The organism is Streptomyces sp. NPDC001135 (genome assembly GCF_053598395.1).
Genome location: NZ_JBSFKD010000040.1, coordinates 59059 through 79748, shown reverse-complemented (window position 1 = coordinate 79748; position 20690 = coordinate 59059). Strand labels below are relative to the sequence as shown.

General features: G+C 73.5%; 23 protein-coding genes, 1 tRNA gene and 1 pseudogene. 11 read left to right on the top strand and 14 right to left on the bottom strand.

Features of this window, described 5'->3' with window-relative positions:
• The first annotated feature begins 12 nt into the window (after window positions 1–12).
• The 4 genes from ACWC94_RS35810 to ACWC94_RS35795 are packed head-to-tail and all read left to right on the top strand — an operon-like array spanning window position 13 to window position 2442.
• Window positions 13–918 carry a LysR family transcriptional regulator gene (locus ACWC94_RS35810; RefSeq protein WP_450801448.1) on the top strand — a complete coding sequence of 302 codons (906 nt, stop codon included), beginning with the start codon at window positions 13–15 and terminating at the stop codon, window positions 916–918.
• 46 nt (window positions 919–964) lie between these two features.
• Window positions 965–1534, top strand: coding sequence for a helix-turn-helix domain-containing protein (locus ACWC94_RS35805; RefSeq protein WP_450801447.1), 570 nt, complete (start codon window positions 965–967; stop codon window positions 1532–1534).
• A gap of 2 nt (window positions 1535–1536) precedes the next feature.
• Window positions 1537–2052: an N-acetyltransferase family protein gene (locus ACWC94_RS35800; RefSeq protein ID WP_450801460.1), complete on the top strand. Its 516-nt coding sequence runs from the start codon at window positions 1537–1539 to the stop codon at window positions 2050–2052.
• A gap of 30 nt (window positions 2053–2082) precedes the next feature.
• Entirely contained in the window at window positions 2083–2442 is a 360-nt protein-coding gene (locus tag ACWC94_RS35795) for an MmcQ/YjbR family DNA-binding protein (RefSeq protein ID WP_450801446.1), read from the top strand.
• Window positions 2443–2475: 33 nt separating this feature from the next.
• Here the strand turns inward: ACWC94_RS35795 and ACWC94_RS35790 are convergent, their stop codons facing one another.
• Both ACWC94_RS35790 and ACWC94_RS35785 read right to left on the bottom strand, forming a co-directional pair.
• Entirely contained in the window at window positions 2476–3378 is a 903-nt protein-coding gene (locus ACWC94_RS35790) for a transketolase family protein (RefSeq protein ID WP_450801445.1), read from the bottom strand.
• A gap of 33 nt (window positions 3379–3411) precedes the next feature.
• Window positions 3412–4119: a transketolase gene (locus tag ACWC94_RS35785; RefSeq protein ID WP_450801444.1), complete on the bottom strand. Its 708-nt coding sequence runs from the start codon at window positions 4117–4119 to the stop codon at window positions 3412–3414.
• A 124-nt stretch (window positions 4120–4243) separates the two neighbouring features.
• Here ACWC94_RS35785 and ACWC94_RS35780 point away from each other — a divergent pair.
• Window positions 4244–4317: transfer RNA gene (locus ACWC94_RS35780), tRNA-Pro, on the top strand.
• Between the two features lie 379 nt (window positions 4318–4696).
• Here the strand turns inward: ACWC94_RS35780 and ACWC94_RS35775 are convergent.
• Window positions 4697–5284 (bottom strand): TetR/AcrR family transcriptional regulator, encoded by a 588-nt coding sequence (locus tag ACWC94_RS35775; protein WP_450801443.1) that lies wholly within the window; start codon window positions 5282–5284, stop codon window positions 4697–4699.
• 154 nt (window positions 5285–5438) lie between these two features.
• Between ACWC94_RS35775 and ACWC94_RS35770 the strand changes: the two genes are divergently transcribed.
• Window positions 5439–6347, top strand: coding sequence for an NADP-dependent oxidoreductase (locus ACWC94_RS35770; RefSeq protein ID WP_450801459.1), 909 nt, complete (start codon window positions 5439–5441; stop codon window positions 6345–6347).
• Between the two features lie 608 nt (window positions 6348–6955).
• On the opposite strand, the gene ACWC94_RS35765 is transcribed toward ACWC94_RS35770, so the two are convergent.
• The 5 genes from ACWC94_RS35765 to ACWC94_RS35745 form a co-directional block, all read right to left on the bottom strand.
• A complete protein-coding gene (locus ACWC94_RS35765; protein ID WP_450801442.1) occupies window positions 6956–7753 on the bottom strand; it encodes a COG4705 family protein in 798 nt (265 codons plus the stop codon).
• Window positions 7754–7935: 182 nt separating this feature from the next.
• A complete protein-coding gene (locus ACWC94_RS35760) occupies window positions 7936–8472 on the bottom strand; it encodes an NUDIX hydrolase family protein (protein ID WP_450801441.1) in 537 nt (178 codons plus the stop codon).
• 7 nt (window positions 8473–8479) lie between these two features.
• Window positions 8480–9661 carry an amidohydrolase family protein gene (locus ACWC94_RS35755; protein ID WP_450801440.1) on the bottom strand — a complete coding sequence of 394 codons (1182 nt, stop codon included), beginning with the start codon at window positions 9659–9661 and terminating at the stop codon, window positions 8480–8482.
• A 2-nt stretch (window positions 9662–9663) separates the two neighbouring features.
• Entirely contained in the window at window positions 9664–11067 is a 1404-nt protein-coding gene (locus tag ACWC94_RS35750; protein WP_450801439.1) for a glutamine synthetase, read from the bottom strand.
• Between the two features lie 33 nt (window positions 11068–11100).
• Window positions 11101–11913 carry an SAM-dependent methyltransferase gene (locus ACWC94_RS35745; RefSeq protein ID WP_450801438.1) on the bottom strand — a complete coding sequence of 271 codons (813 nt, stop codon included), beginning with the start codon at window positions 11911–11913 and terminating at the stop codon, window positions 11101–11103.
• Between the two features lie 172 nt (window positions 11914–12085).
• Here ACWC94_RS35745 and ACWC94_RS35740 point away from each other — a divergent pair, with 172 nt between their 5' ends.
• Window positions 12086–12940, top strand: coding sequence for a Cof-type HAD-IIB family hydrolase (locus tag ACWC94_RS35740; protein ID WP_450801458.1), 855 nt, complete (start codon window positions 12086–12088; stop codon window positions 12938–12940).
• 256 nt (window positions 12941–13196) lie between these two features.
• Here ACWC94_RS35740 and ACWC94_RS35735 read toward each other — a convergent pair whose 3' ends face one another.
• From ACWC94_RS35735 to ACWC94_RS35715, 5 genes are all read right to left on the bottom strand, one after another.
• Window positions 13197–14003 carry an SAM-dependent methyltransferase gene (locus ACWC94_RS35735; protein ID WP_450801437.1) on the bottom strand — a complete coding sequence of 269 codons (807 nt, stop codon included), beginning with the start codon at window positions 14001–14003 and terminating at the stop codon, window positions 13197–13199.
• A gap of 47 nt (window positions 14004–14050) precedes the next feature.
• The gene (locus ACWC94_RS35730) at window positions 14051–14698 is read right to left on the bottom strand and encodes an endonuclease (protein WP_450801436.1); all 648 of its coding nucleotides are present in this window, start codon (window positions 14696–14698) and stop codon (window positions 14051–14053) included.
• A gap of 17 nt (window positions 14699–14715) precedes the next feature.
• The gene (locus tag ACWC94_RS35725) at window positions 14716–15057 is read right to left on the bottom strand and encodes a DUF3140 domain-containing protein (protein WP_450801435.1); all 342 of its coding nucleotides are present in this window, start codon (window positions 15055–15057) and stop codon (window positions 14716–14718) included.
• Window positions 15058–15088: 31 nt separating this feature from the next.
• A complete protein-coding gene (locus tag ACWC94_RS35720) occupies window positions 15089–15580 on the bottom strand; it encodes a Dps family protein (protein ID WP_450801434.1) in 492 nt (163 codons plus the stop codon).
• A 92-nt stretch (window positions 15581–15672) separates the two neighbouring features.
• Complete coding sequence (locus tag ACWC94_RS35715; protein WP_450801433.1) at window positions 15673–16482, bottom strand: alpha/beta hydrolase; 810 nt, start codon at window positions 16480–16482, stop codon at window positions 15673–15675.
• A gap of 162 nt (window positions 16483–16644) precedes the next feature.
• Here ACWC94_RS35715 and ACWC94_RS35710 point away from each other — a divergent pair, with 162 nt between their 5' ends.
• The 3 genes and pseudogenes from ACWC94_RS35710 (at window position 16645) to ACWC94_RS35700 (ending at window position 19096) form a co-directional block, all read left to right on the top strand.
• Window positions 16645–17832 (top strand): thiolase family protein, encoded by a 1188-nt coding sequence (locus tag ACWC94_RS35710; protein WP_450801432.1) that lies wholly within the window; start codon window positions 16645–16647, stop codon window positions 17830–17832.
• An 87-nt stretch (window positions 17833–17919) separates the two neighbouring features.
• A pseudogene (locus tag ACWC94_RS35705) lies at window positions 17920–18129 on the top strand (AMP-binding protein); the annotation flags it as partial.
• Between the two features lie 187 nt (window positions 18130–18316).
• Window positions 18317–19096, top strand: a complete 780-nt coding sequence (locus ACWC94_RS35700) for a sulfite exporter TauE/SafE family protein (RefSeq protein WP_450801431.1) — start codon at window positions 18317–18319, stop codon at window positions 19094–19096.
• Here the strand turns inward: ACWC94_RS35700 and ACWC94_RS35695 are convergent.
• Window positions 19085–19864: a TIGR01458 family HAD-type hydrolase gene (locus tag ACWC94_RS35695; protein WP_450801457.1), complete on the bottom strand. Its 780-nt coding sequence runs from the start codon at window positions 19862–19864 to the stop codon at window positions 19085–19087. The genes ACWC94_RS35700 and ACWC94_RS35695 overlap by 12 nt on opposite strands.
• Window positions 19865–19933: 69 nt before the next feature.
• Here ACWC94_RS35695 and ACWC94_RS35690 point away from each other — a divergent pair, with 69 nt between their 5' ends.
• Window positions 19934–20680, top strand: a complete 747-nt coding sequence (locus tag ACWC94_RS35690; RefSeq protein ID WP_450801430.1) for a cobalt-precorrin-6A reductase — start codon at window positions 19934–19936, stop codon at window positions 20678–20680.
• Window positions 20681–20690 lie beyond the last annotated feature (10 nt).

The following is a 20690-nucleotide window of genomic DNA, read 5'->3' as shown; positions in this document are numbered from 1 at the left end:
GATAATGGGGGCATGATCGAGGCACGGCGGCTCCACATCCTCCGTGCGGTGGCCGACCACCGCACGGTCACCGCGGCGGCCGCCGCCCTCTACCTCACCCCCTCCGCCGTCTCCCAGCAGCTCACCGCCCTGGAGCAGGAGACCGGCCACCGGCTGGTCGAGCGCAGCGCCAAGGGTGTCCGGCTGACCCCGGCCGGGGAGATCCTGCTCAGCCACACCAACGCCGTCCTCGCCCAGCTGGAGCGGGCCGAGGCGGAGCTGGCGGCCTACGGCTCGGGCGAGGCGGGCACGGTCACCGTCGCCGCCTTCGCCACCGGCATCGCCCAGGTCGTGGCTCCGGCCGTGGCCCGGCTCGCGCACACCGCGCCCGGCATCCGCATCCGCGTCCAGGACGCCGAGGGCGACGCGAGCCTGCCCATGGTGCTGGACCGGCAGGTCGATGTGGCGGTCGCCGTGGAGTACCGCGGCGCCCCGCCTGCCGACGACCCCCGGCTCGCCCACGTCCCGCTGTACGCCGAGCCGTTCGACGCGGTCGTCCCCCTCGGCCACCGCCTCGCGGACGCCGCCGAGATCCCCCTCGCCGAGCTGGCCAAGGACGCCTGGATCGGCCCGTACCCCGGCAACCCCTGCCACGACGTGGTCGTCCTCGCCTGCGAGCACGCCGGCTTCCAGCCGCGCCTGGAGCACTCCTCCGACGACTTCCGCGCCGTCGTGGCCCTCGCCTCGGCCGACGCCGGCGTGGCCCTCGTACCGCGCTCCGCCCTGAGCGGGATGGACCTCACCGGCGTCGTCGTACGCCCCGTCGACGGCGTGGCCCCCACGCGCCGTGTCTTCGCCGCCGTACGTCGCGGTGCCGAGGGGCACCCGCTGATCCGGCCGGTGCTGGAGGCACTGGGGCGGGCGGCGCAGCCGGCGTGAGGGTTCCGTAACCCACCTGTCTCATATCCGGGATAGCGTCCCGGACATGAGAGACCCGGAGGATCCCCTCGACATCCGGCTCGGCGCCCGGCTGGCCCAGCTGCGCACCCGGCACGGCTGGTCCCTGGGGGAGTTGGCCGACCGCAGCGGAGTGAGCCGGTCGACCCTGTCGCGCGCCGAACGCGCGGAGATCAGTCCCACCGCCGCCGTGCTGAACCGGCTGTGCCATGTCTACGGCCGGACCATGTCCCAACTGCTCAGCGAGGTCGAGGCGGCCCCCGAACCGCTGGTGCGGGCCGCCGACCAGCGCACCTGGCAGGACCCGGGCTCCGGTTTCGTGCGGCGGGCCGTGTCCCCGCCGCACGCCGGACTCCGCGGCGAACTGGTCGAGGGCCGTCTGACACCGGGTGCCGACCTCGCCTACGACCGCCCGCCCGTGACCGGGCTGGAACAGCATCTGTGGGTCCTCGACGGCGCCCTGGAGGTGACCGTCGGGGAACAGACCCACCACCTCGGCACCGGCGACTGCCTGCGGATGCGGGTCTTCGGCCCGACCCGGTTCCGGTGCGGCGGAGCGGTCGGGGCGCGGTACGTGCTGGCGGTGGTGCGGCCGTGAGGGTGGAGCGCTGGAACGGCACACGGGTACGCGCGCGTGCCGGGGAGCTGGCGGAGCTGCTGGCCGACACCGTGGCCGGGGGCGCCTCGGTCGGCTTCCTCGCCCCGCTCACGCACGCGGAGGCCGCCGCCTGGTGGCGGGAGCGGGCGGAGGCGACGGCGGCCGGCCGGCTCGCCGTATGGGCGGCCCTCGACGACGGCGACCGGCCGGCCGGCACCGTGAGTCTGGCCCACCCCGACAAGCCGAACAGCCGCCACCGCGCGGAACTCGTGAAGCTGATGGTGCACCGCCGCGCGCGCGGGCAGGGACTCGGCCGCCGTCTCCTCGCCACCGCCGAGGCCGCCGCCGCCGCTGCCGGCATCACCCTGCTCCACCTCGACACCGAGACCGGCAGCCCCGCCGAGCACCTCTACCGCTCGGCCGGCTGGACCGAGGCCGGCACCGTCCCCGACTACGCGGTGAGCCCGGCGGGCGAGCTGCGGCCCACGACGCTCTACTACAAGCGGCTCGGAGGGTGACTGTCAGTGGCAGGAGCTACGGTGCGTTGCATGCCCGACGCAGAAGACGTACGCCGTATCGCCCTGTCCCTGCCGGACACCACGGAGAGGACCGCCTGGAGCATGCCCACGTTCCGGGTCGCCGGGAAGATGTTCGCGACCCTGCCCGAGGACGAGACGTCCATCGCCGTGCGCTGCCCCAAGGAGGAGCGTGACGAGTTGGTGAGGGCCGAACCGGGGAAGTTCTGGATCGCCGGCCACGAGGCCCAGTTCGCCTGGGTCAGAGCGAGACTCGCCGCGCTGGAGGACGAGGACGAACTGCGCGACATCCTCGCCGACTCCTGGCGGCAGGCCGCCCCGCCCCGACTCCTCGACGCCCACCCCGAGGTGGGGCTGCCGCCCGCGGGGTGAGCGCCCCCGGTGCGGCGGTACGACCGCGCGAGGCTACGCGGGCCCCACGAACCGCTCGATCCGGTCCCGCAGGCTCGCCGGGTCCAGGCCGTGGGCGGCGATGTGCTCCTCGACGGTTCCGTAACGGCGGAGCTCACGGCGGCCGACGCCGAGGCCGAGGACCCGGTGCGGAACGTCGGACAGCGCCTGGCTCACCGCGCCCGTCGACGTCCCCGCGAGATACGGCTCGACCAGCACGACGTCGGTACCCGCCCCCGCCGTCGCGCGGCGCAGCCCCGCCGCGTCGAAGGGCCGTACGGTCGTCGCGTACAGGACGGTCATGTCCAGACCCTCCGTGGCGGCGAGGACGGCGTCCAGTACCGGACCGACCGCGACGACGACACCCGAGCGGCCCTCGCGGACCGTCAGGAAGTGCTTGCCGTCGGTCCTTCTGTCCTGCCGGTTGGCCTGCACGGAGAGCCGTACGTACACCTTGTCGTCGCCCGCGGCGACCGCGTGGCGCAGCAGTGTCTCGGCCTCGTCGGGATGCCCGGGCACATGCACGGTCCAGCCGTCCAGTGTGTCGAGCAGTGCCACGTCACCGGGAGCCATGTGTGTGAAGCCGCCGGCCGGCCAGTCGAAGGAGGCGGCGGCGCTCACCAGCACCGCCCCGGTGTCCTGGTGCCCCAGATCCAGCTTGACCTGCTCGAACGGCCGCTCCACGAGGAAGCTGGCGAAGGTGTGCACGACCGGCCGCAGCCCGGTGAGCGCCAACCCCGCCGCCGCCCCGACGAGGAGCTGCTCGCGGATGCCGACGTTGATCACCCGGTCGGGATGCCGGGCCATGGCCTCGCGGAAGCCGTCCTGGCCGATCTCGGCGAGGACCACCGCGACCCGCGGGTCCTCGTCCAGCAACCGGGAGACGACGGGGGCGAAACGGTCACGCATGGTGTCCATGAAGGGGTGCCCTTTCGGGAGAGCGGAGGAGGGTCAGGCGTTCTTCGGTTCCACGCGGGCCACGACCACGTGCGGCCGCCCGGGGTGCGGTGCGGTGAACGCGTCGTACAGGGCCTCGTGATCGCGCCCGTCGACGGTCACCGCGGACCAGCCCGCGGCCTCGAACCGGGCGGCGATCCCACCGGGCCGGGCGTGGCTGGCGGAGGAGTTGTCGACCACCACGGTGTGCAGCCGCTCCAGGCCGGCGGGCCCGGCGAAGGCGATCGCCTCGTGATTGCTGCCCTCGTCCAGCTCCGCGTCACCGATCAGCACCCACACCGCGGGGTCGTGCAGCCCCTGCGCCCGCAGACCCAGCGCGCTGCCCACGGCGATCGGCAGCCCGTGCCCGAGCGACCCGCTGCCGATCTCGGCTCCCGGCACCAGCACCCGGTCCGGGTGATGCCCGAGCGGGGAGTCGTACGACCCGAACCCGGGCAGCCACTCGACGGGCACGAAGCCCTTCGCGGCCAGCACCGCGTAGTACGCCATGGGCCCGTGGCCCTTGCTCAGCAGGAACCGGTCCCGGCCCGGGTCCTTCCGCCGCTCCGGCGTGACCCGCAGCACCCGGTCGTAGAGCACCCACAGCACGTCGAGTGTGGAGGTGGCCGCCGGGCCGTGCTTCTCGTCGCCCGTCATGAGGCTCATCAGGCCGGGCAGGTCGTCGTAGCCGTAGGTACGGCCGTGGTCCGCTGTGATCGTCATGCCGTGATCGTGCAACCTCAACCGAGCTTGAGGTCAACCGGAAAAGCGATGCGCGATCACCGACCCGAGTGCGGTATTGTTTCCCTGCGCGTTTCGACCGGGGAAACCCCAGGTCAAACGGCACCGGGACGTGGCGCAGCTTGGTAGCGCACTTGACTGGGGGTCAAGGGGTCGCAGGTTCAAATCCTGTCGTCCCGACTTTGCGAAGTCGCGGGTGAGGGGCCGTTTCAGAGGACATCTGAAACGGCCCCTCGGTCGTTCCGGGGGCCTCCTTCGTGGTCCCGGTCGGCAGCGTTCGCCCGCCGTACAACGACTGCTTTCCGCAGAGGCGTTGGGCGGGCCGACCGCCGAGTTCCATGGCGACGCCGCGCCGTGCCGGCCGCGGGGACAGTGCTGTCCGCCGGTGTCCGGGCCCGGCCCCGGACGGCCGCACCCGGCGGCATCGACCGTCAACGCGCTGTCCACCGTGCCGACTTGGCCCACCAGAACGTGCACCGCGCCCGTGCGGCCGGGCGGGACGTCGGCCACGGGGCTCACGACCTTGAAGACCTGTGGCCCGGGTCGGCCGGGGTTGGCGTCAACCGCGTGTGCGGCCGATGGTGGTGAGCCACTGGGTGACGGTGGCGTCGATGAACTCGTCGGTGGCCTCGCACCGGTCGAAGAAGAGGCGGGCGAGGAGGGGGCCGTAGAGCAGGGTGTACTGCTCGGCCGTGATCTGCAGGCCGGACGGTTCCAGGAGTTCGTTGAGGGCGGCGAGGCGGTCTTCGGCGATGCGCCGCAGGGCCTGGGCGCTGTCGGGGTCGTGGTCGGCCTGGGCGGCCATGGCGAGGGCGGAGGTGCGGGTGGCGGGGTCGGTGATGCCGGCGCGCAAGCTGATCAGCCAGGCGGTGGCGACGGCGGATGCATCGGTTCCGGGTTCGGGGTAGCCGACGTCGGGGCCTTGCAGGGTGAGGTCGGAGAGCAGGGCCGCGCGGCTGGGCCAGTGCCGGTACAGGGTCTGCCGGGTGACGCCGGCCCGTTCGGCCAGGAGTGCGTAGGTCAGCCCGGTCAACCCGACCTCGGGCAGCAGGGCACGGGCGACGTCCAGGATCCGGGCGCGGGTGCGCTGGACGCGGGGGTTGCTCGGATTGGGCCGGCGGAGGTGGACGGGCGGCTTGGACGGCATACGGACCACCCTACCCTGAATCATACGCGACGTGTGATGCAGGCCACTTCTGGTCGACTTCACATTTCATACGGGGCGTTTGATACACCGGAAGGGCAATCACACGAGCTGGATGATTCAGGGCGTGTGCACCCCCTTCCTCCTGGAGCTCCCGATGTCCACCGCGATCACCTATTCCCGCTACGGCGGCCCGGACGTGCTCACCCCCGCCGAGGCCGACGCCCCCGAGCCGGGTCCGGGCCAGGTCCGCATCACGGTCCGGGCGGCCGCGGTCAACCCGATCGACCTGAAGGTCCGCTCCGGCATGATGGCCGGGATCATGCCCGTCGAGTTCCCGCATCTGCCGGGCTGGGACGTGGCCGGCGTCGTCGACCAGGTCGGCGAGGGCGCCACCGCCTCGGTCGGCGACGAGGTCTTCGGTGTCGCCTCCCTCGGCGGCTACAGCGCATACGCGCTGCTGGACCGACCGGTCCCGAAGCCGCGGGAGGTCTCCTTCGCCACCGCCGCCGCCCTGGTGACCGTCGGCGAGACCGCCTACCGCGGCCTGCACCACCTGGGCGCCAAGGAGGGCGAGACCCTGCTGATCCACGGCGCGGGCGGCAGTGTCGGCACCATCGCCGTCCAGCTCGCCACCGTCCAGGGCGTCACCGTCGTCGCCACCGCGGGGGACCACGACCTCGAGCGCCTCACCACTCTCGGCGCCGTCGCCGTCCGCTACGGCGAGGGCTGGCCGGAGCGGGTCGGGGCCGCGGCGCCGCAGGGCGTGGACCGTGTCTTCGACGCCTCCGGCGCGGGCGTGTTGGCGGACTCCGTCGCCCTGACCGGCGATGCGGGCCGGGTGATCACCATCGCCGACATGACCGCCGCCCAGCACGGCGTGCGTTTCACCGGCGCCGACCCGGCCGACCGCCTCCCGCAGGCCCTCCCCGAGCTGGCCGGCCTGATCGCCGCCGGCAGGCTCGACCTCCCCATCGGCGCCACCTACCCGCTCACCGAAGCCGCCCGCGCCCACGCCGACATCGAGGCCCGCCGCGTCCGGGGCAAGGTCATCCTCCTGCCCTGACCCGGGACCGCCGAACCACCCACCCTGTTCACCTCATGCAGGCAGGGCAGGTGAGACGGCTCCACCGGGCGCCGGAATCCCCCGACCGGCCGCCCCGGGGGCCGCAGCCGGCTCCTGCACCGACCGGCTGCGGCCCCACCCCGGTGGCGAACCGGTGCACGCCCCGCACCGGCACGCCCCGAGACGGAAGGCCCCGAGACGGAAGGCCGGGACCGATGGCACGGGACCGCCTCCCCGCGCTGACGGCGGATGCGGACCTGACCGCCGCGTTCGCGGTGCCGGGCCGGAAGGGGACGGGGATCATCCCGCAACCCCGGCCACCCGCCCGGCCCGCCACGGCGAACGGCGCACCGCCGTCCACCCGATCGGAAGCTCATCACCGAGTTCCTCGCCGAGCAGCCCCAGCACGCCTGATCCCCGCGCGCACCACGGCACACGGCCCGGCCGGTGACTCCGGCCGGGCCGCTCGCTGACTCGCCGGGACGCGGGGACAAGGTGCCGTCCTGTCCCCGCACGCGCGTCGGAAGCCCGGTGATCAGGCGGTGTCCACCCGCGGCTCGGCCCCTCGCCGTGGCCATCACGGAGGAGGGGCCCCACCGGACGCGGGCTCAGGCGGTGGGCTCGGTGTCCCGGTGTGACACCGCCAGGTAGGCCACGAAGCCCACGATCGCCACCGTCCACGACAGGGTGACCGGCCCCAGGCCCCAGTCCAGGCCGCCGCGCCTCGCGGGCAGGGCCATCCAGTCGGCGAGGGACGCGCCGAGCGGGCGGGTCAGGACGTACGCCGACCAGAACGCGGCCACCGCGCCCAGCAGTCCCGCGCGGTGGGTGAGCGCCGGGACGCAGATCGCCACGGCGAACAGGACGACCGAGCCGGCGTACCCGAGGCCGATGGTCGCGGTGAGGTCGCCCGCCGCCGTGCCCAGCGCGAACGTGGCGAGGACGGCCGCCCAGTAGTAGAGCTCGCGGCGCCGGGTGCGGATGGAGTGGATGGACAGGGTGCGCTCGGTCGCGTACCAGAGCGCGAAGACGGCGGCCAGGGCGAGGAGGAACAGCGGGGTGGACAGGGTGTAGGGGACGCCGAGACCGACGTGGAGCACGTCCGCGGCCATCGTGCCGAACACGCTGACCATGACGATCGCCGTCCAGTAGATCCACGCCACGTACCGGCGGACGGCGAACTGGAGCACCAGGGACGCCGCGAAGGCGAGACCGCCGAGCCCGACCGCCGGGACGGGGCCCAGCAGATGGGCCAGGAAGTCGGAGGCGGTCTCACCCATGCCGGTGGTGAGGACCTTGATGATCCAGAAGTAGACGGTGACCTCAGGCACCTTCGTCGCGCTCTCGCGTATGCGCGCGCGGGTGTGCCCGCGAGGCCGGTCGTCCAGGACGTGCTCTGTGCTCATGGCCCGCACCCTGGCACGCCGAACTGCCCCTTCCCCAGCCCCCTTTGCCATTGTTTTGGGGCTTCTGGTGCAGCTGTTGCCACGGGGGGCCGTGAACCTGAGCGCAACCTGAACGCGTCACGGAAAGCCCTGGTCGGCGGCCCGACCGGCCTGGTAGACAGGCGGGTCGGGTGCTGTCGGCCTCAGTACGCCAGTCCGACGTGGGCGAGCGCCTGCTTCAGCAGGACCCCGTGTCCGCCCGGCATCTCGCTCTGTACGGCCGGGGAGGCGGCCTCCTGCGGGCTGAACCAGACGAGGTCCAGCGCGTCCTGCCGGGGGCGGCAGTCGCCCGAGACCGGGACGATGTAGGCGAGGGACACCGCGTGCTGACGCGGATCGTGGTACGGCGTGATGCCCGCCGTCGGGAAGTACTCCGCGACGGTGAAGGGCTGCAGCGACGCCGGGACGCGCGGGAGGGCGACCGGGCCGAGGTCCTTCTCCAGATGGCGCAACAGGGCGTCGCGGACCCGCTCGTGGTGCAGGACGCGGCCGGAGACCAGGGTGCGGCTGACCGTCCCGTCCGGGCCGATCCGCAGCAGCAGTCCGATGCTGGTGACTTCGCCGCTGTCGTCCACGCGCACCGGTACGGCCTCGACGTACAGGATCGGCATCCGGGCCCTGGCCATTTCCAGCTCATCGGTGGACAGCCAGCCGGGCGTCGTCTCGATCATGTCAGACATTGCTTGATCATACTTTCCGCGTGGGGCGTTTGCCGGGGTCGTGGGCCGGGGCGTCGTCGCAGACGGGCGCTCCGTAAAGGCGCAGGGCGTTGTCGCGGCCGGTCCAGGCCGCGATCCGCAGGGCGTCGGGCAGGCTCAATTCGTCCGCGTCCACGCGGGCTTGGAGCAGATCGGCGAGCCCTTGGCGGAAGCACAGGGCGCCGAGGTGATGGAATTCGGCCACTCCATAGGCGTCGGAGCTGTACAGCAGTTTGCGGAACGGGGTGATCTCCAGCGCCTCCTCCAGCACGGCCCGGCAGCGGGCCGGGCCGGTGTGGTGCAGGGCGAGGCCCACGTCCAGGTACACCTGCTCGAACACCGCGGCCAGATGGGCGGCTTGGCGGTGGTACGGCCAGCAGTGCAGCAGCAGGACCGGGACCCTGCCGGAGACCAGGCGCAGCCAGTCGGTCAGCAGGGCCGGGTCGGCGTGGTGCAGCCGCAGGTCGGCATCCCCGAAACCGGTGTGCAGCTGCAGGGGCAGGCCGAGGTCCACGGCGGTCCACAGCAGGTGCCGTACCAGGACCGGGTCGGTGAGGCGGCCGCCGTCCGCGAGCCAGCGCCGGGCGGCCCCGGTCACCTCGTCGTCCGTCGGCCGGGCCGGGTCCAGGGCGAAGCCGGTGCGGTAGGCGGCCACCGACTTCACCGCGACCACGTCCGGCCGGCGCACCGCCTCCTCGGCGGCCGTGCGGAAGGCGGTCGCGTACGCGTCCGGCTCGACACCCCGCGCGGCCACCGCCTCCGCCACCTGTTCCAGGCGTACGACCTCCCAGGCGGCGGCGCCGGCGGCCTCGGCCAGTTCGGCGGGCGAGGTGAGCGGGTGCGGGGTGTAACCGGTGTCCACGAGGAACACCCCGGCTCCCGCGGCGCGCAGGAAGCGGCGGTTGACCTCCTGCCAGCCCAGGGCCGAGCGGCGCGTGACGTAGTCGGCCGGCGGCGCGTGCCGGGGCAGGTCCAGCAGGGGCGCGCAGTGGCGGCGCACGGCCACACCGACGGGGCTGTCGAACGGCGAGACACCGGGCCAGGCCTCACCTTCGGTCAGCAGCGAGGCGAACTCCCCGGGCGCGAGGTCGGCCGTCACCGCGCCGTGGCAGTGGTGGTCCACCAGCTCCAGCCCGGCGAGGGCCTCGTGCACCGGTCCCGGCGTGGCCATGGTCAGTACACCCAGCGGTAGGCCGCCGCCACCCGCGCGTCGTCCAGGCCCCGGACGGCCGCGGCCTCGCCGAGCCGTACGGCGGTCACCGCGTCCGCGAGGACCGGGCCCAGCGCGTCCCGCAGCACCTGGTCCGACCGGAATTCCCCGACGGCCTGCGCCAGCGACCGCGGCAGCCGCCGTACGCCGAGAGCCGCCGCCTCGTCGGCGTCGTACCGGGCCGGGTCGCCGGTGATCTCCTTCGGGAGGGCGAGGGACGCGTCGATCCCGTCCAGGCCGGCGGCGATGACGCAGCCGAGGGCGAGATAGGGGTTGGCGGCCAGGTCGACCGGTTTCACCTCCAGGTTGGCGTCCTGCGCCCCGCGGCCCGCCGTACCGGTGACCATCCGCAGCGCGGCCTCGCGGGTCTCCCGGCCCCAGGCGGTGAACACCCCGGCCCACTGCGACGGTCTGAGCCGCAGATAGCTGGCCGGGCTCGGCGCGGTGACCGCCGTCAGGGCGGGGAGGCGGGCCAGGACTCCGGCCGCGAAGGACTCCGCCCCGGGCGTCATGCCGTACCGGCGCTCCCCGCCCGCGTGCAGGTTCACCCCGTCGCGCCAGCAGGACAGGTGCAGATGGCCGCCGTTGCCGACGCCCTCGGCGGACACCGCGGGCGAGAACGAGACGCGCAGGCCGTGCCGCTGGGCGACCGCCCGGATCGTCTGCCGCACCAGCACGCTCCGGTCGGCCGCCGCCACCGGGTCCAGCGCGCCCACCGAGACCTCGAACTGCCCGGCCGCGTACTCCGGATGGAGCTGGTCGACGTCCACGTCCTGCGCGGCCAGCGCGGCCAGCAGATCGGCGCCGTAGTCGCTCAGCTCCACCTGCCGGATCCCGCCGTACGCCGGACCGGACACCGCCGGCACGAACTCCCCGGCCGGCGCCGAGCCGAGCCCGACCGCCCACTCCACCTCGATCGCCGCCCTGAACGCGAGACCGTGCCGTTCGGCGGCGCCGGAGACGATCCGGCGCAGGAAGGTCCGGGCACAGCCGGGGTGCCGTTCACCCTCCTGGGTGATCCGGTCCACCGGCGCCCACGCCCAGCCGGGCTGCCCGGCCAGCGCGACCAGCTGGTCCAGGTCCGGGTAGAGCCGGAGATCACCGTCGGGGGAGCCGAGGACGTCGGTGGTGACGACGGAGTCGTCGGCCAGGAAGGTGTCGAACACCGGGGACATGCCGACGCCCCAGGACACCGCCGCCTCCAGCCGCGCCGTCGGGACCGTCTTCACCCGGCAGACACCCGCGGTGTCGACGTAGGCCAGCACGATCCCGCGCACGTCCTTCGCGGCGAGGCGCGCGGTGAGTCCGGCGACCCGGCGCAGATCCTCCGGGCGCCCGCCGGGCACGGGGTCGGCAAGGGTGGTCATCCGTCCTCCTTCGCTGTCCGTGCGGTGCCGGTGTCAGGGTTTCACGGCCACCGCGCCGTACTGCGGCACCGCGGCGGCGGACGCGGACCCGGCGCGCCACTGCGAGCAGGGCACCAGACCCGGTGCGACGAGCTCGAGGCCCTCGAGGAAGCCGGCGATCTCCGCGCGGCTGCGGGCGGTGATCGGCGGGGTGGCGTTGGCGTTCCAGAACTCCATCGCGGCCACGTTGCCCTCGCCGCCCACGTCGGCGTCGTAGGTCGGGTGGGTGAGGACGAGGTGGCTGCCCGGGGGCAGTGCCGCCATGAGCCGCCGCACGATGTCCCGGGCCTCGCCGGTGTCCAGGACGAAGTTCAGGATGCCGAGCATCATCAGTGCGACCGGCCGGGTCAGGTCCAGGGTGTCGGCGGCGCGCTGCAGGATGCCGTCCGGGTCGCGGACGTCGGCGTCCACGTAGTCGGTGACGCCCTCGGGGGAGCTGGTGAGCAGCGAGCGGGCGTGCACGAGCACGATCGGGTCGTTGTCGACGTACACGATCCGGGACTCGGGGGCGATCCGCTGAGCGACCTCGTGGGTGTTGTCCACGGTCGGCAGACCGGTGCCGACGTCCAGGAACTGCCGTGTCCCGCGCTCCGCCGTGAGGAACCGCACCGCCCTGACCAGGAACTCCCGGTCCGCGCGGGCCACCTCCCGGATCACCGGGAACATCCCGGCGACGTGCTCGCCGACCCGCTGGTCGACCTCGTAGTTGTCCTTGCCGCCGATCCAGTAGTTCCACACCCGGGCGTTGTGCGCCACGGAGGTGTTCAGCCTCGCCGGTCCGGCCGTCGGGGAGTCGCCCTCGGTCACGTCGCCGCCCTTCTGACGCCTGTGGTGCTCCGCCGTCATTGTGCCGCCCGTTGATCGCGCTGTCCCGGAAACGCGCACCCCGGGCGGTTCCGGTCGGTTCCGGGCGGCCTACGGGCCACCTCGGTGCATGAGGAACACTGGACCGGTACGCCGTCCCGACCGGAAGCAGGACATGCCCGCCACGCCCGCGCCCCTTGTGCACGTCCCCGGCCTGCCCGCAGGCCCCGCCGACATCCGGCTGATCGTCACCGACATGGACGGCACGCTGCTGGACGACGCCCAGCGGATCCCCTCCGGGCTGTGGCCGATGCTCGCCGAACTGCGGCGGCGGGGCGTGCTGTTCAGCCCGGCGAGCGGCCGCCAGTACGCCACGCTGGCCCGGCAGTTCGCGGACGTCGCCGAGGGCATGGTGTTCATCGCGGAGAACGGCACGTACGTGGTCCGCGACGGCGTGGAGCTGAGCTCCGACACCATGGACGGGTCCGTCGCCGCCGGGGTGGCCCGCACGGTACGGCGGCTGGTCGCGGACGGTGTGGACGTGGGCGCCGTGGTGTGCGGCAAGCGGGCGGCGTACGTCGAGCGGAGCGACGAGGCGTTCCTGGCGGAGGTGCGCAAGTACTACGTCGAGCACCGGATCGTCGAGGACGTCACCGCCGTCGACGACGACGTGATCAAGGTCGCGCTGTTCGACTTCGGGCCCGCCGAGCACTCCACCGCCCCGGCCCTCGCCGAGTTCGCCGCCACCCACCGGGTGGTGGTCTCCGGTGCGCACTGGGTGGACGTCATGAACCGCACCGCCGACAAGGGCACCGCGCTGCGCGGCCTGCAGCGGGCCCTCGGCATCACGCCCGCGCAGACCATGGTCTTCGGCGACTACCTCAACGACCTGGGGATGCTCGACGCCGCCGAGTGGTCGTTCGCCATGGCCAACGCCCACCCGGAGGTGGTCCGGCGGGCCCGTCACCTCGCGCCGTCCAACAACGACGACGGGGTGCTGCGGACCATCTCCCGCGTCCTCGGCCTGTAGCGGCCCTGGAGCGGCCCGTGGGTCGGTCCTCGGGACGCGCGTCTGCGACTGGCTGCGCGGCGTGGGCGGAAGCCGACTGCGGCCGTGTGGGACGGGCCGGCTGCGGCTGCACGGGGTGCGGCTGGGGGTGCTGTGAGGGGTGATGCCGGGTGGGGTGGGCTGCGGCCGGGTGTGCGTGCGGGCTGTGGCGGCGAGCGGGACGCCGGTGTGCGGTGGGGGTCGCCGGGGTGCGGTCAGGGGTGAGGCCGGGCTGGCGTCAGCGTTCGGGCTTGCGGCCCACGGCTCCGTACAGCGAGACCGGTCCCGCGCCGTCCGGCGCCTCGTCCCCGCGCCACTCGTCGACCGGTACGACGCCCGGCTCCAGCAGGTCGAGTCCCGCGAAGAAGGCGGCCACTTCGTCCCGGGAGCGCGCCACGAGGGTCACTCCGCCCGCCGCGTAGGCGGCGATGCCCTTCTCGACGTTCTCCGGTTCGAAGTCGGCCGTCATCGTCGACAGCACCAGCACGCTGCCCGGCGCCAGCGCGTCGACGAGCGTCGACACCACCTCGTGGGCGCCGTCGGCGTCGGCGACGAAGTGCAGCAGCGCGATCAGGGACAGGGCCACCGGGCGGCCGAAGTCCAGGACCTGGGCGGCCCGTTCGAGGATGGCACGCGGATCGCGGGCGTCGGCCTGCACGTACTCCGTCACGCCCTCGGGCGTGCCGCGCAGCAGCGCGCCCGCGTGGGCCAGCACGATCGGGTCGTTGTCGACGTAGACCACGCGCGCGTCGGGCGCCACTGACTGGGCGATCTGGTGCAGGTTCGGCTCGGTCGGTATGCCGGTGCCGATGTCCAGGAACTGGCGGACGCCGTCCTCGGCGAGCGTGCGCGTGACCCGGTGCATGAACGCCCGGTTGGCACGGGCAGCCCGCGGCGCGCCGCCCCCGTCCACGGCCGCGATCCGCCGTCCGAGCGACTCGTCGACGGGGTAGTTGTCCTTGCCGCCGAGGAACCAGTCGTACACCCTGGCCGGATGTGGCCGTGAGGTGTCGATGTACGGTGCGCCCGGCTCGGTCCCCGTCACGTGCTGCTCCTTCGCTCCCACCCGATGCGAGGAGCAGTCTGACACGGTCAGGAGGCGCGGCGCAGACAGTCCTCGACCACCTGTTTGTCCAGTGCGGCCCGCACCAACGCGGCGGCCAGCACGGCCGGTTCGGTGTTCCCGGCGAGCCTGGTGAGCTTGTCCGGGTCCTTCGGCAGCCCGAGCCGCTGCGCCCCGGAGAGCGCCTTGCCGTCCAGATAGGGCGCGATCTCGGGCCACACGCGCTGGGCCTCGCGCAGGAAGATGTCGGCGCCGGCCGGGCCGACCCCCGGTTCCTCCTGGAGCAGTCGACCGAGTTCACCGGTGTCGCCGTGCGCCTCCTCGTGCAGCCGGCGCAGGTCTCCGGCCCAGCGGTCCAGCAACAGCTCCGCGCCGTCGCCGAGTTGGGTGGCGGTGCGCTCGTCGTAGCGCCGGTAGCCGCCGCGGCCGAGCGCGTCCACCCGCTGCTGCCAGTCCGCGTCGGCCATGCGGCGCGGGCTGTCCAGGTGGTCCTCGTGCAGGGCCTGGGCGGCGGCCACCGCGACCGAGGCGCGGATCCGGGCGCTGAGCAGCAGGGCCAGCACCAGCAGCCGGTACAGCGGCTGCGGGGTGTCCTTCAGCTTGATGCCGGCCTCCTCGGCGTACGTCTGCCCGTACGCGGACACCAGCTCGCGCAGTATCCGTTCGTCGCGGTTCATGACCCGGTCCTCCCGGTCTACGGCTTGAGCGGGTCGTGGCCCATGGTCATCAGGCGGTGGCGGCGGGCGTCGTCGGCCGCCGTCTCCCGCTCCGGCTCGTCCGCCATGTCCACGAGGTCCCCGACCGTGTCGACGACCTTGTGCATCACGCGGATGTCGTCGTCGGTGAGGTCGGTACGGCGTTTCTGGAGGATGGCGAGGACATGCTGCCCGGTCGGCGTGCCCGCTTCCTCGGGCAGGGGCTCCGCCTCCTCGTCGGCGTCGCGGACCCGCAGCCAGGCCGCGAGCTCGGCGGAGGTCATGTTCACGACGCGGTGGAAGTCCTCCCACAGCGCTTCGGTTTCGAGGGCGTCGGCCATGGTCTTCCCCTTCCGTGCGGAGGGTGTCGTGCTAGCTGGGGGCGTTGTGGCGCGGGTGGTTCTCGGCCTCGAACATCCAGCGCTGCTTCTCCAGGTCGGCCGTGACGGAGATCAGCAGGTCCTGGGTGACGGGGTCGGCCTTCTCCGTCGCCGCGATCCGTTCGCGCAGCCGGCCGACGACCGCCTCGAGCGCGGACACCATCAGTTCCACCACCTCGGTGTCGCGCAGCCAGCCGTCCTTGGTGCCGGGCAGCGCGAAGGTCGCGGCTATGGTCTCGGGCCGGCCGTCCGGGGACACGCCCAGCGCGGCGGCGCGCTCCGCGACCGTGTCGGAGTGGGCGCGCGCCGCCTCGACCACCTCGTCGAGCTGGAGGTGGATCGACCGGAACCGCGGGCCCACGACGTTCCAGTGCGCCTGCTTCCCGATCAGCGACAGTCCGAGCAGGTCCACCAGGGTCTCCTGCAGGGCGGTCCCGGTGATCCCGAGCGCCTCCTCGGGCAGCGTGCTCTTCACCACGGTCATGGTGCGTCCGTCTCCTTTCGTCAGGTCTGTCGGGAGTCGTACCTGTCCGAAGGGGCGGGTGCCCCACGCCAAGAGGGGCAAAACAGGCCTGGTCAGCGGGGTAGTGCCGCGTCCAGGAAGCGGGTCACCTCCGCGAAGGCCTCCTTCTTGCACCACTCGTGGAAGACCTCGTGCCGTGCCCCGGGGAAGATCCGCTCGGTCAGCCGGCCGCCGGCGAGCCGCTCCACGCCGGTCCGGCTGCCGGGCAGCGGTACCAGCCGGTCGTCGTCCCCGTGCAGCCACAGCAGCGGCAGATCGCCCACGTTCCCGCCCCGGTCGACGGCCTCCAGGGTCCGGGTGAACGCCTCCAGCGTCGGCCGCTTCATCGGCCCGTGCCACACCAGCGGATCGGCCGCGTAGGCGGCGCCGACGGCCGGGTCCCGGGAGAGGGCGGCCGGGCTGACCGGGGTGTCCGGGATCTCCGGGAGGGCCAGCAGCCGCCCCGGCAGCTCCCAGGCGCCGATCACCGGCCCCGAAAGGACCAGCGCGCTCAGTTCGGCGCGGTACCGCTGGGCGTAGCGGGCGGCGACCAGTCCCCCCATGGAGTGGCCGATCATCGTGAGCGGCAGCCCGGGGTGCGCGGCCCGGGCGAGGTCCGCCACCGCGTGCACATCGGTGACCACGTCCTCGAAGTCCTCGATCAGCACCCGTTCCCCGGCCGACCTGCCGTGGCCGGCGTGATCGGGCCCGTACACGGCCGCCCCGTGCCCGGTGAGGGCGGCGGCCGGCTCGTCGTACCGGCCCGCGTGCTCGCCGTATCCGTGCACGATCAGGGCCAGGTATCTCGGTGCGGGGTGCGGCCACTCGCGTACGGCGATCGAGCCGCGGGTGCCGTCGAGGGTGTGCTCGCGGACGTGGGGCATGTCTCCTCCGCTGTGCCTTGCCGACTCGGTGAAGGTCCGGGGGGATCTTCCCAGCGGGCGGGTCCGAGGTCTATAGTCCAAAACTAGCAGTGCTAATTAAGTGTCCCGTGTGGTCGCTGGTCCACAGCGTCGTGGATCAGTCGGAGGTCAGGAGTCCAAGCCGTGCGTCCCGTCCACTTCGCGGCCGCCCGCCGCACCCCCATCGGCAAGCTGCGCGGAGCCCTGTCCCCGGTCCGCCCCGACGACCTCGCGGCCGGCGTGATCCGCCATCTGGTGGCCGAGGTGCCGGGGCTCGACCCGGCCCGGATCGACGACGTCTACTGGGGCGCGGCCAACCAGGCCGGCGAGGACAACCGCAACGTGGCCCGCATGGCCGCCCTGCTCGCCGGGCTCCCGGACTCCGTCCCCGGCGCCACCGTCAACCGGCTGTGCGCCTCCGGACTCGAAGCGGTCACCACCGCCGCCCGCACCATCGCCGCCGGCGAGGCCGACATCGTGATCGCGGGCGGCTCCGAGTCGATGAGCCGCGCCCCCTTCGTACTGCCCCGCCCCGACGAGGCCCTGCCCCAGCGCATCGAGACCAGCGACACCCGCCTCGGCTGGCGCCTGGTCAACCCCGCGATGCAGGAGCTGCACGGCCTGCTGTCCATGGGGGAGACCGCCGAGGAGGTCGCCGAGCGGTACGGCATCTCCCGCGAACGGCAGGACGCCTTCGCCCTGCGCAGCCACCAACGGGCCGCCGCCGCACGCAAGAACGGGCACTTCGACGACGAACTCGTGTCGGTGCGGCGCCCGGACGGGACCGTGGTCGAGCAGGACGAGTGCGTCCGCGCGGACACCTCCCTGGAGAAGCTGGCCCGCCTCAAGCCGGTCTTCCGCCCTGGCGGCACGGTCACGGCGGGCAACGCCTCGCCGATGAACGACGGCGCGGCCGGACTGCTCCTGGTCAGCGAGGAGGCCCTGAACGAACTCGGCCTGGAGTCCCTGGGCCGCTATGTCGCGGGCGCCTCCGCCGGGGTCCACCCCGATGTGATGGGCATCGGCCCGGTCCCCGCCACCCGCAAGGTGCTGGCCCGGGCCGGCTGGGACATCGCCGACCTGCAGGAGGCCGAGTTCAACGAGGCGTTCGCCGCGCAGGCCCTCGCCTGTGTCGACCAGCTGGGCATCGACCCGGACCTGGTGAACCCGACCGGCGGCGCCATCGCCCTCGGCCACCCCCTCGGCTGCTCGGGCGCCCGCATCCTCACGACCCTGCTGCACCGGATGCGGCGCACGGGCGCCGGGCGGGGGCTGGCGACCATGTGCGTGGGCGTGGGGCAGGGGAGCGCGGTGCTGGTCGAGAGGCACTAAGGGGTGTCGTTTGGATCAGCCCGGGGCCGGCGGGGGATCTGATCAGTCGAGCCGCAGCAAGGAAACGGAGCAGTACCCCAGTACTCCATGGCAACCCTGTCCGTCGCCGCCACCCTCGCCGAGAACGCCCGGCGCCGCCCCGACAAGACGGCGCTCGTCGAAGGCGGCCTGCGGCTGACGTTCGCGGAGGTGTGGCGCAGGGCCCTGGCCCGGGCGGGCGTGCTCACCGGGCTCGGCGTACGCCCCGGTGACCGGGTGGCGCTGATGGCCCCCAACACCGCCGAGTTCCCGGTCGCACGGCGAGGAGGTCTGCGCCGTCGTCGTCCCCCAACCGGGCGCCGGCCCGGGCGCCGCCGCGATCACCAAGGTGCTGAAGCGGGACCTCCGGGCGCGGTACGCGGACCGGTCATGACGGGCGGCGGAGGTCACCTGACGAGACGGCCCTTACGCCGGAGGCTTGTCCGGACATAGCATCGGTCCCCGCATGAACACGATGACGTTGTGGCACCTGTCCGGCTGGGGGTTCGCGGCGCTCGCCTTCGCGGCCCTGCTCGTCGGCTTCTCCAAGACCGCCGTGAGCGGCGCCAACACGGTGAGCCTCGCGCTCTTCGCGGCGGTCCTGCCGGCCCGCGCCTCCACCGGCGTCCTCCTGCCCGTTCTGATCGCCGGTGACGTGCTGGCCGTCCTCACCTACCGGCGGCACGCCCACTGGCCCACCCTGTGGCGGCTGTTCCCGGCCGTCGCGGCCGGTGTGGTGGCCGGCACACTGTTCCTGATGTGGGCCGACGACGGGATCGTACGGACCTCGATCGGCGCGATCCTGCTGCTGATGGCCGGTGTCACCCTGTGGCGGAGGCGCCGCGAGAACGGCGGGGCCGGTGACGCGCCGGACGCGGTGACCACCCGCGCGGGTCGCGCCAAGGCCCGCTCGTACGGCGTCCTCGGCGGGTTCACCACGATGGTCGCCAACGCGGGCGGCCCGGTGATGTCGCTGTACCTGCTGTCGGCGGGTTTCCGGAAGCTGGGCTTCCTCGGCACGTCGGCGTTCTTCTTCCTCATCGTGAACGTCTCGAAGGTGCCGTTCAGCGCGGGGCTCGGCCTGATCGACGGCCGTTCGCTGCTCCTCGACGCCGCACTCGCGGTGTTCGTCGTGCCCGGCGCGCTGTTCGGCAAGTGGGCTGTGAACAGGATCAACCAGCGACTCTTCGAACAACTCGTGATCGCGGCGACCGTCGTGGGCGGAGTGCAACTGCTACTGCGCTAGCCCCAGCAGGGCCGGGAGGTCCGCGAAGGAGTCCAGCACGTGGTCCGGCGTGCCGCTCGCCTTCTCGTGGGTCTCCGGCTGGTACTTGCCCGTCCTGACGAGGACCCCCGTGATCCCGGCCCGCTGGGCCGCGAGGACGTCCGACTCGATGTCGTCGCCCACCATCAGTGCCCGGGCCGCGCTCACCCCGAGCCCGGCCAGCGCCGCCTCGAAGAACGCCGGGGACGGCTTGCCCGTCACCTCGGCCTCCACCCGGGCGGCCTTCTCCAGCCCGAGCAGGAACGCGCCCGAGTCCAGCTGCAGCCCCTCGTCGGTGCGCCAGTACAGGTTGCGGTGCATGGCGATCAGCCGGGCGCCCCGCTGGAGATGCCCGAAGGCCCGGTTGAGCGCCGTGTAGTCGAACCCGGGTCCCGCACCGCCGAGGACGACCACGTCCGGACGCTCCTCGACGAGGGTGAGGTCACCGAGGTCCTCCCCGATGTCCCCGCTGTTGAGCAGGGCGCAGCGGGCGCCCGGGAAGTGTTCGGCGAGGTGGGCGGCGGTGACGGCGGGCGCCGTGAGCACGTCCCGCGTACCCACCTCGAACCCGGCCTCCGACAGGGTCTCGGCGATCGACGCCCGGGTCCGGGACGTCGTGTTGGTCACCAGCGCCACGCCGAGCCCCGCCGCGCGGACCGCGCGCAGCGCCTCCACGGCACCCGGCAGCGGCTTCCAGGACACGGTCAGGACACCGTCGATGTCGATCAGCACGGCACGCGCGGACTCCACGGATCGCATGCCTCGACGGTAGCGACCCGCACGGTGGACCGCCTCGTACGACCTCGTACCCTCACCCCTATGCCCACGCACGTCCTGGTCCTCGGCGGCACCACCGAGGCCCGCCGCCTCGCCGACGACCTCGCCGCCCGGCCCGGCGTCCGGGTCACCACGTCCCTGGCGGGCCGTGTCTCCCGCCCGGGGGCCGTGGCCGGCGAGGTGCGCATCGGCGGCTTCGGCGGCGCGCAGGGCCTGGCCGACTGGCTGCGCGCCCACCACGTGGACGCCCTGGTCGACGCCACCCACCCCTTCGCCGAGGCCATCACGGCCCACGCGGCCCACGCGGCGGCGGCCACCGGAGTGCCGGCCGTGGTGCTGCGCCGCCCCGGCTGGCAGCCGGGCCCCGGCGACCGCTGGTACGACGTCCCGTCCCTGGCCGGGGCCGCCGAGGCGCTGCCCGGTCTCGGCCGCAGGGTCTTCCTCAGCACCGGACGCCTGGGCCTCGCCGCGTTCGCCCACCTGACGGACCTGCACTTCGTCGTCCGGTCCGTCGACCCACCCGAGCCGCCCCTGCCGCCGGACACCGAAGTGGTCCTGGCCCGCGGCCCGTTCACGGTCGCCGACGAGACCGAGCTGCTGCGGGGGCACCGCATCGAGGTCCTCGTGACCAAGGACAGCGGTGCCGGGGCGACGGCCGCGAAGCTGACGGCAGCCCGGCGACTCGGCCTGCCCGTGATCGTCGTGCACCGCCCTCCGCTGCCGCGGGGCGTGACGGCGGTGCCGGACGTGGCGGGCGCACTGGAGTGGCTGGGCCTCGGCCCGGCGTGACGGCGACGCG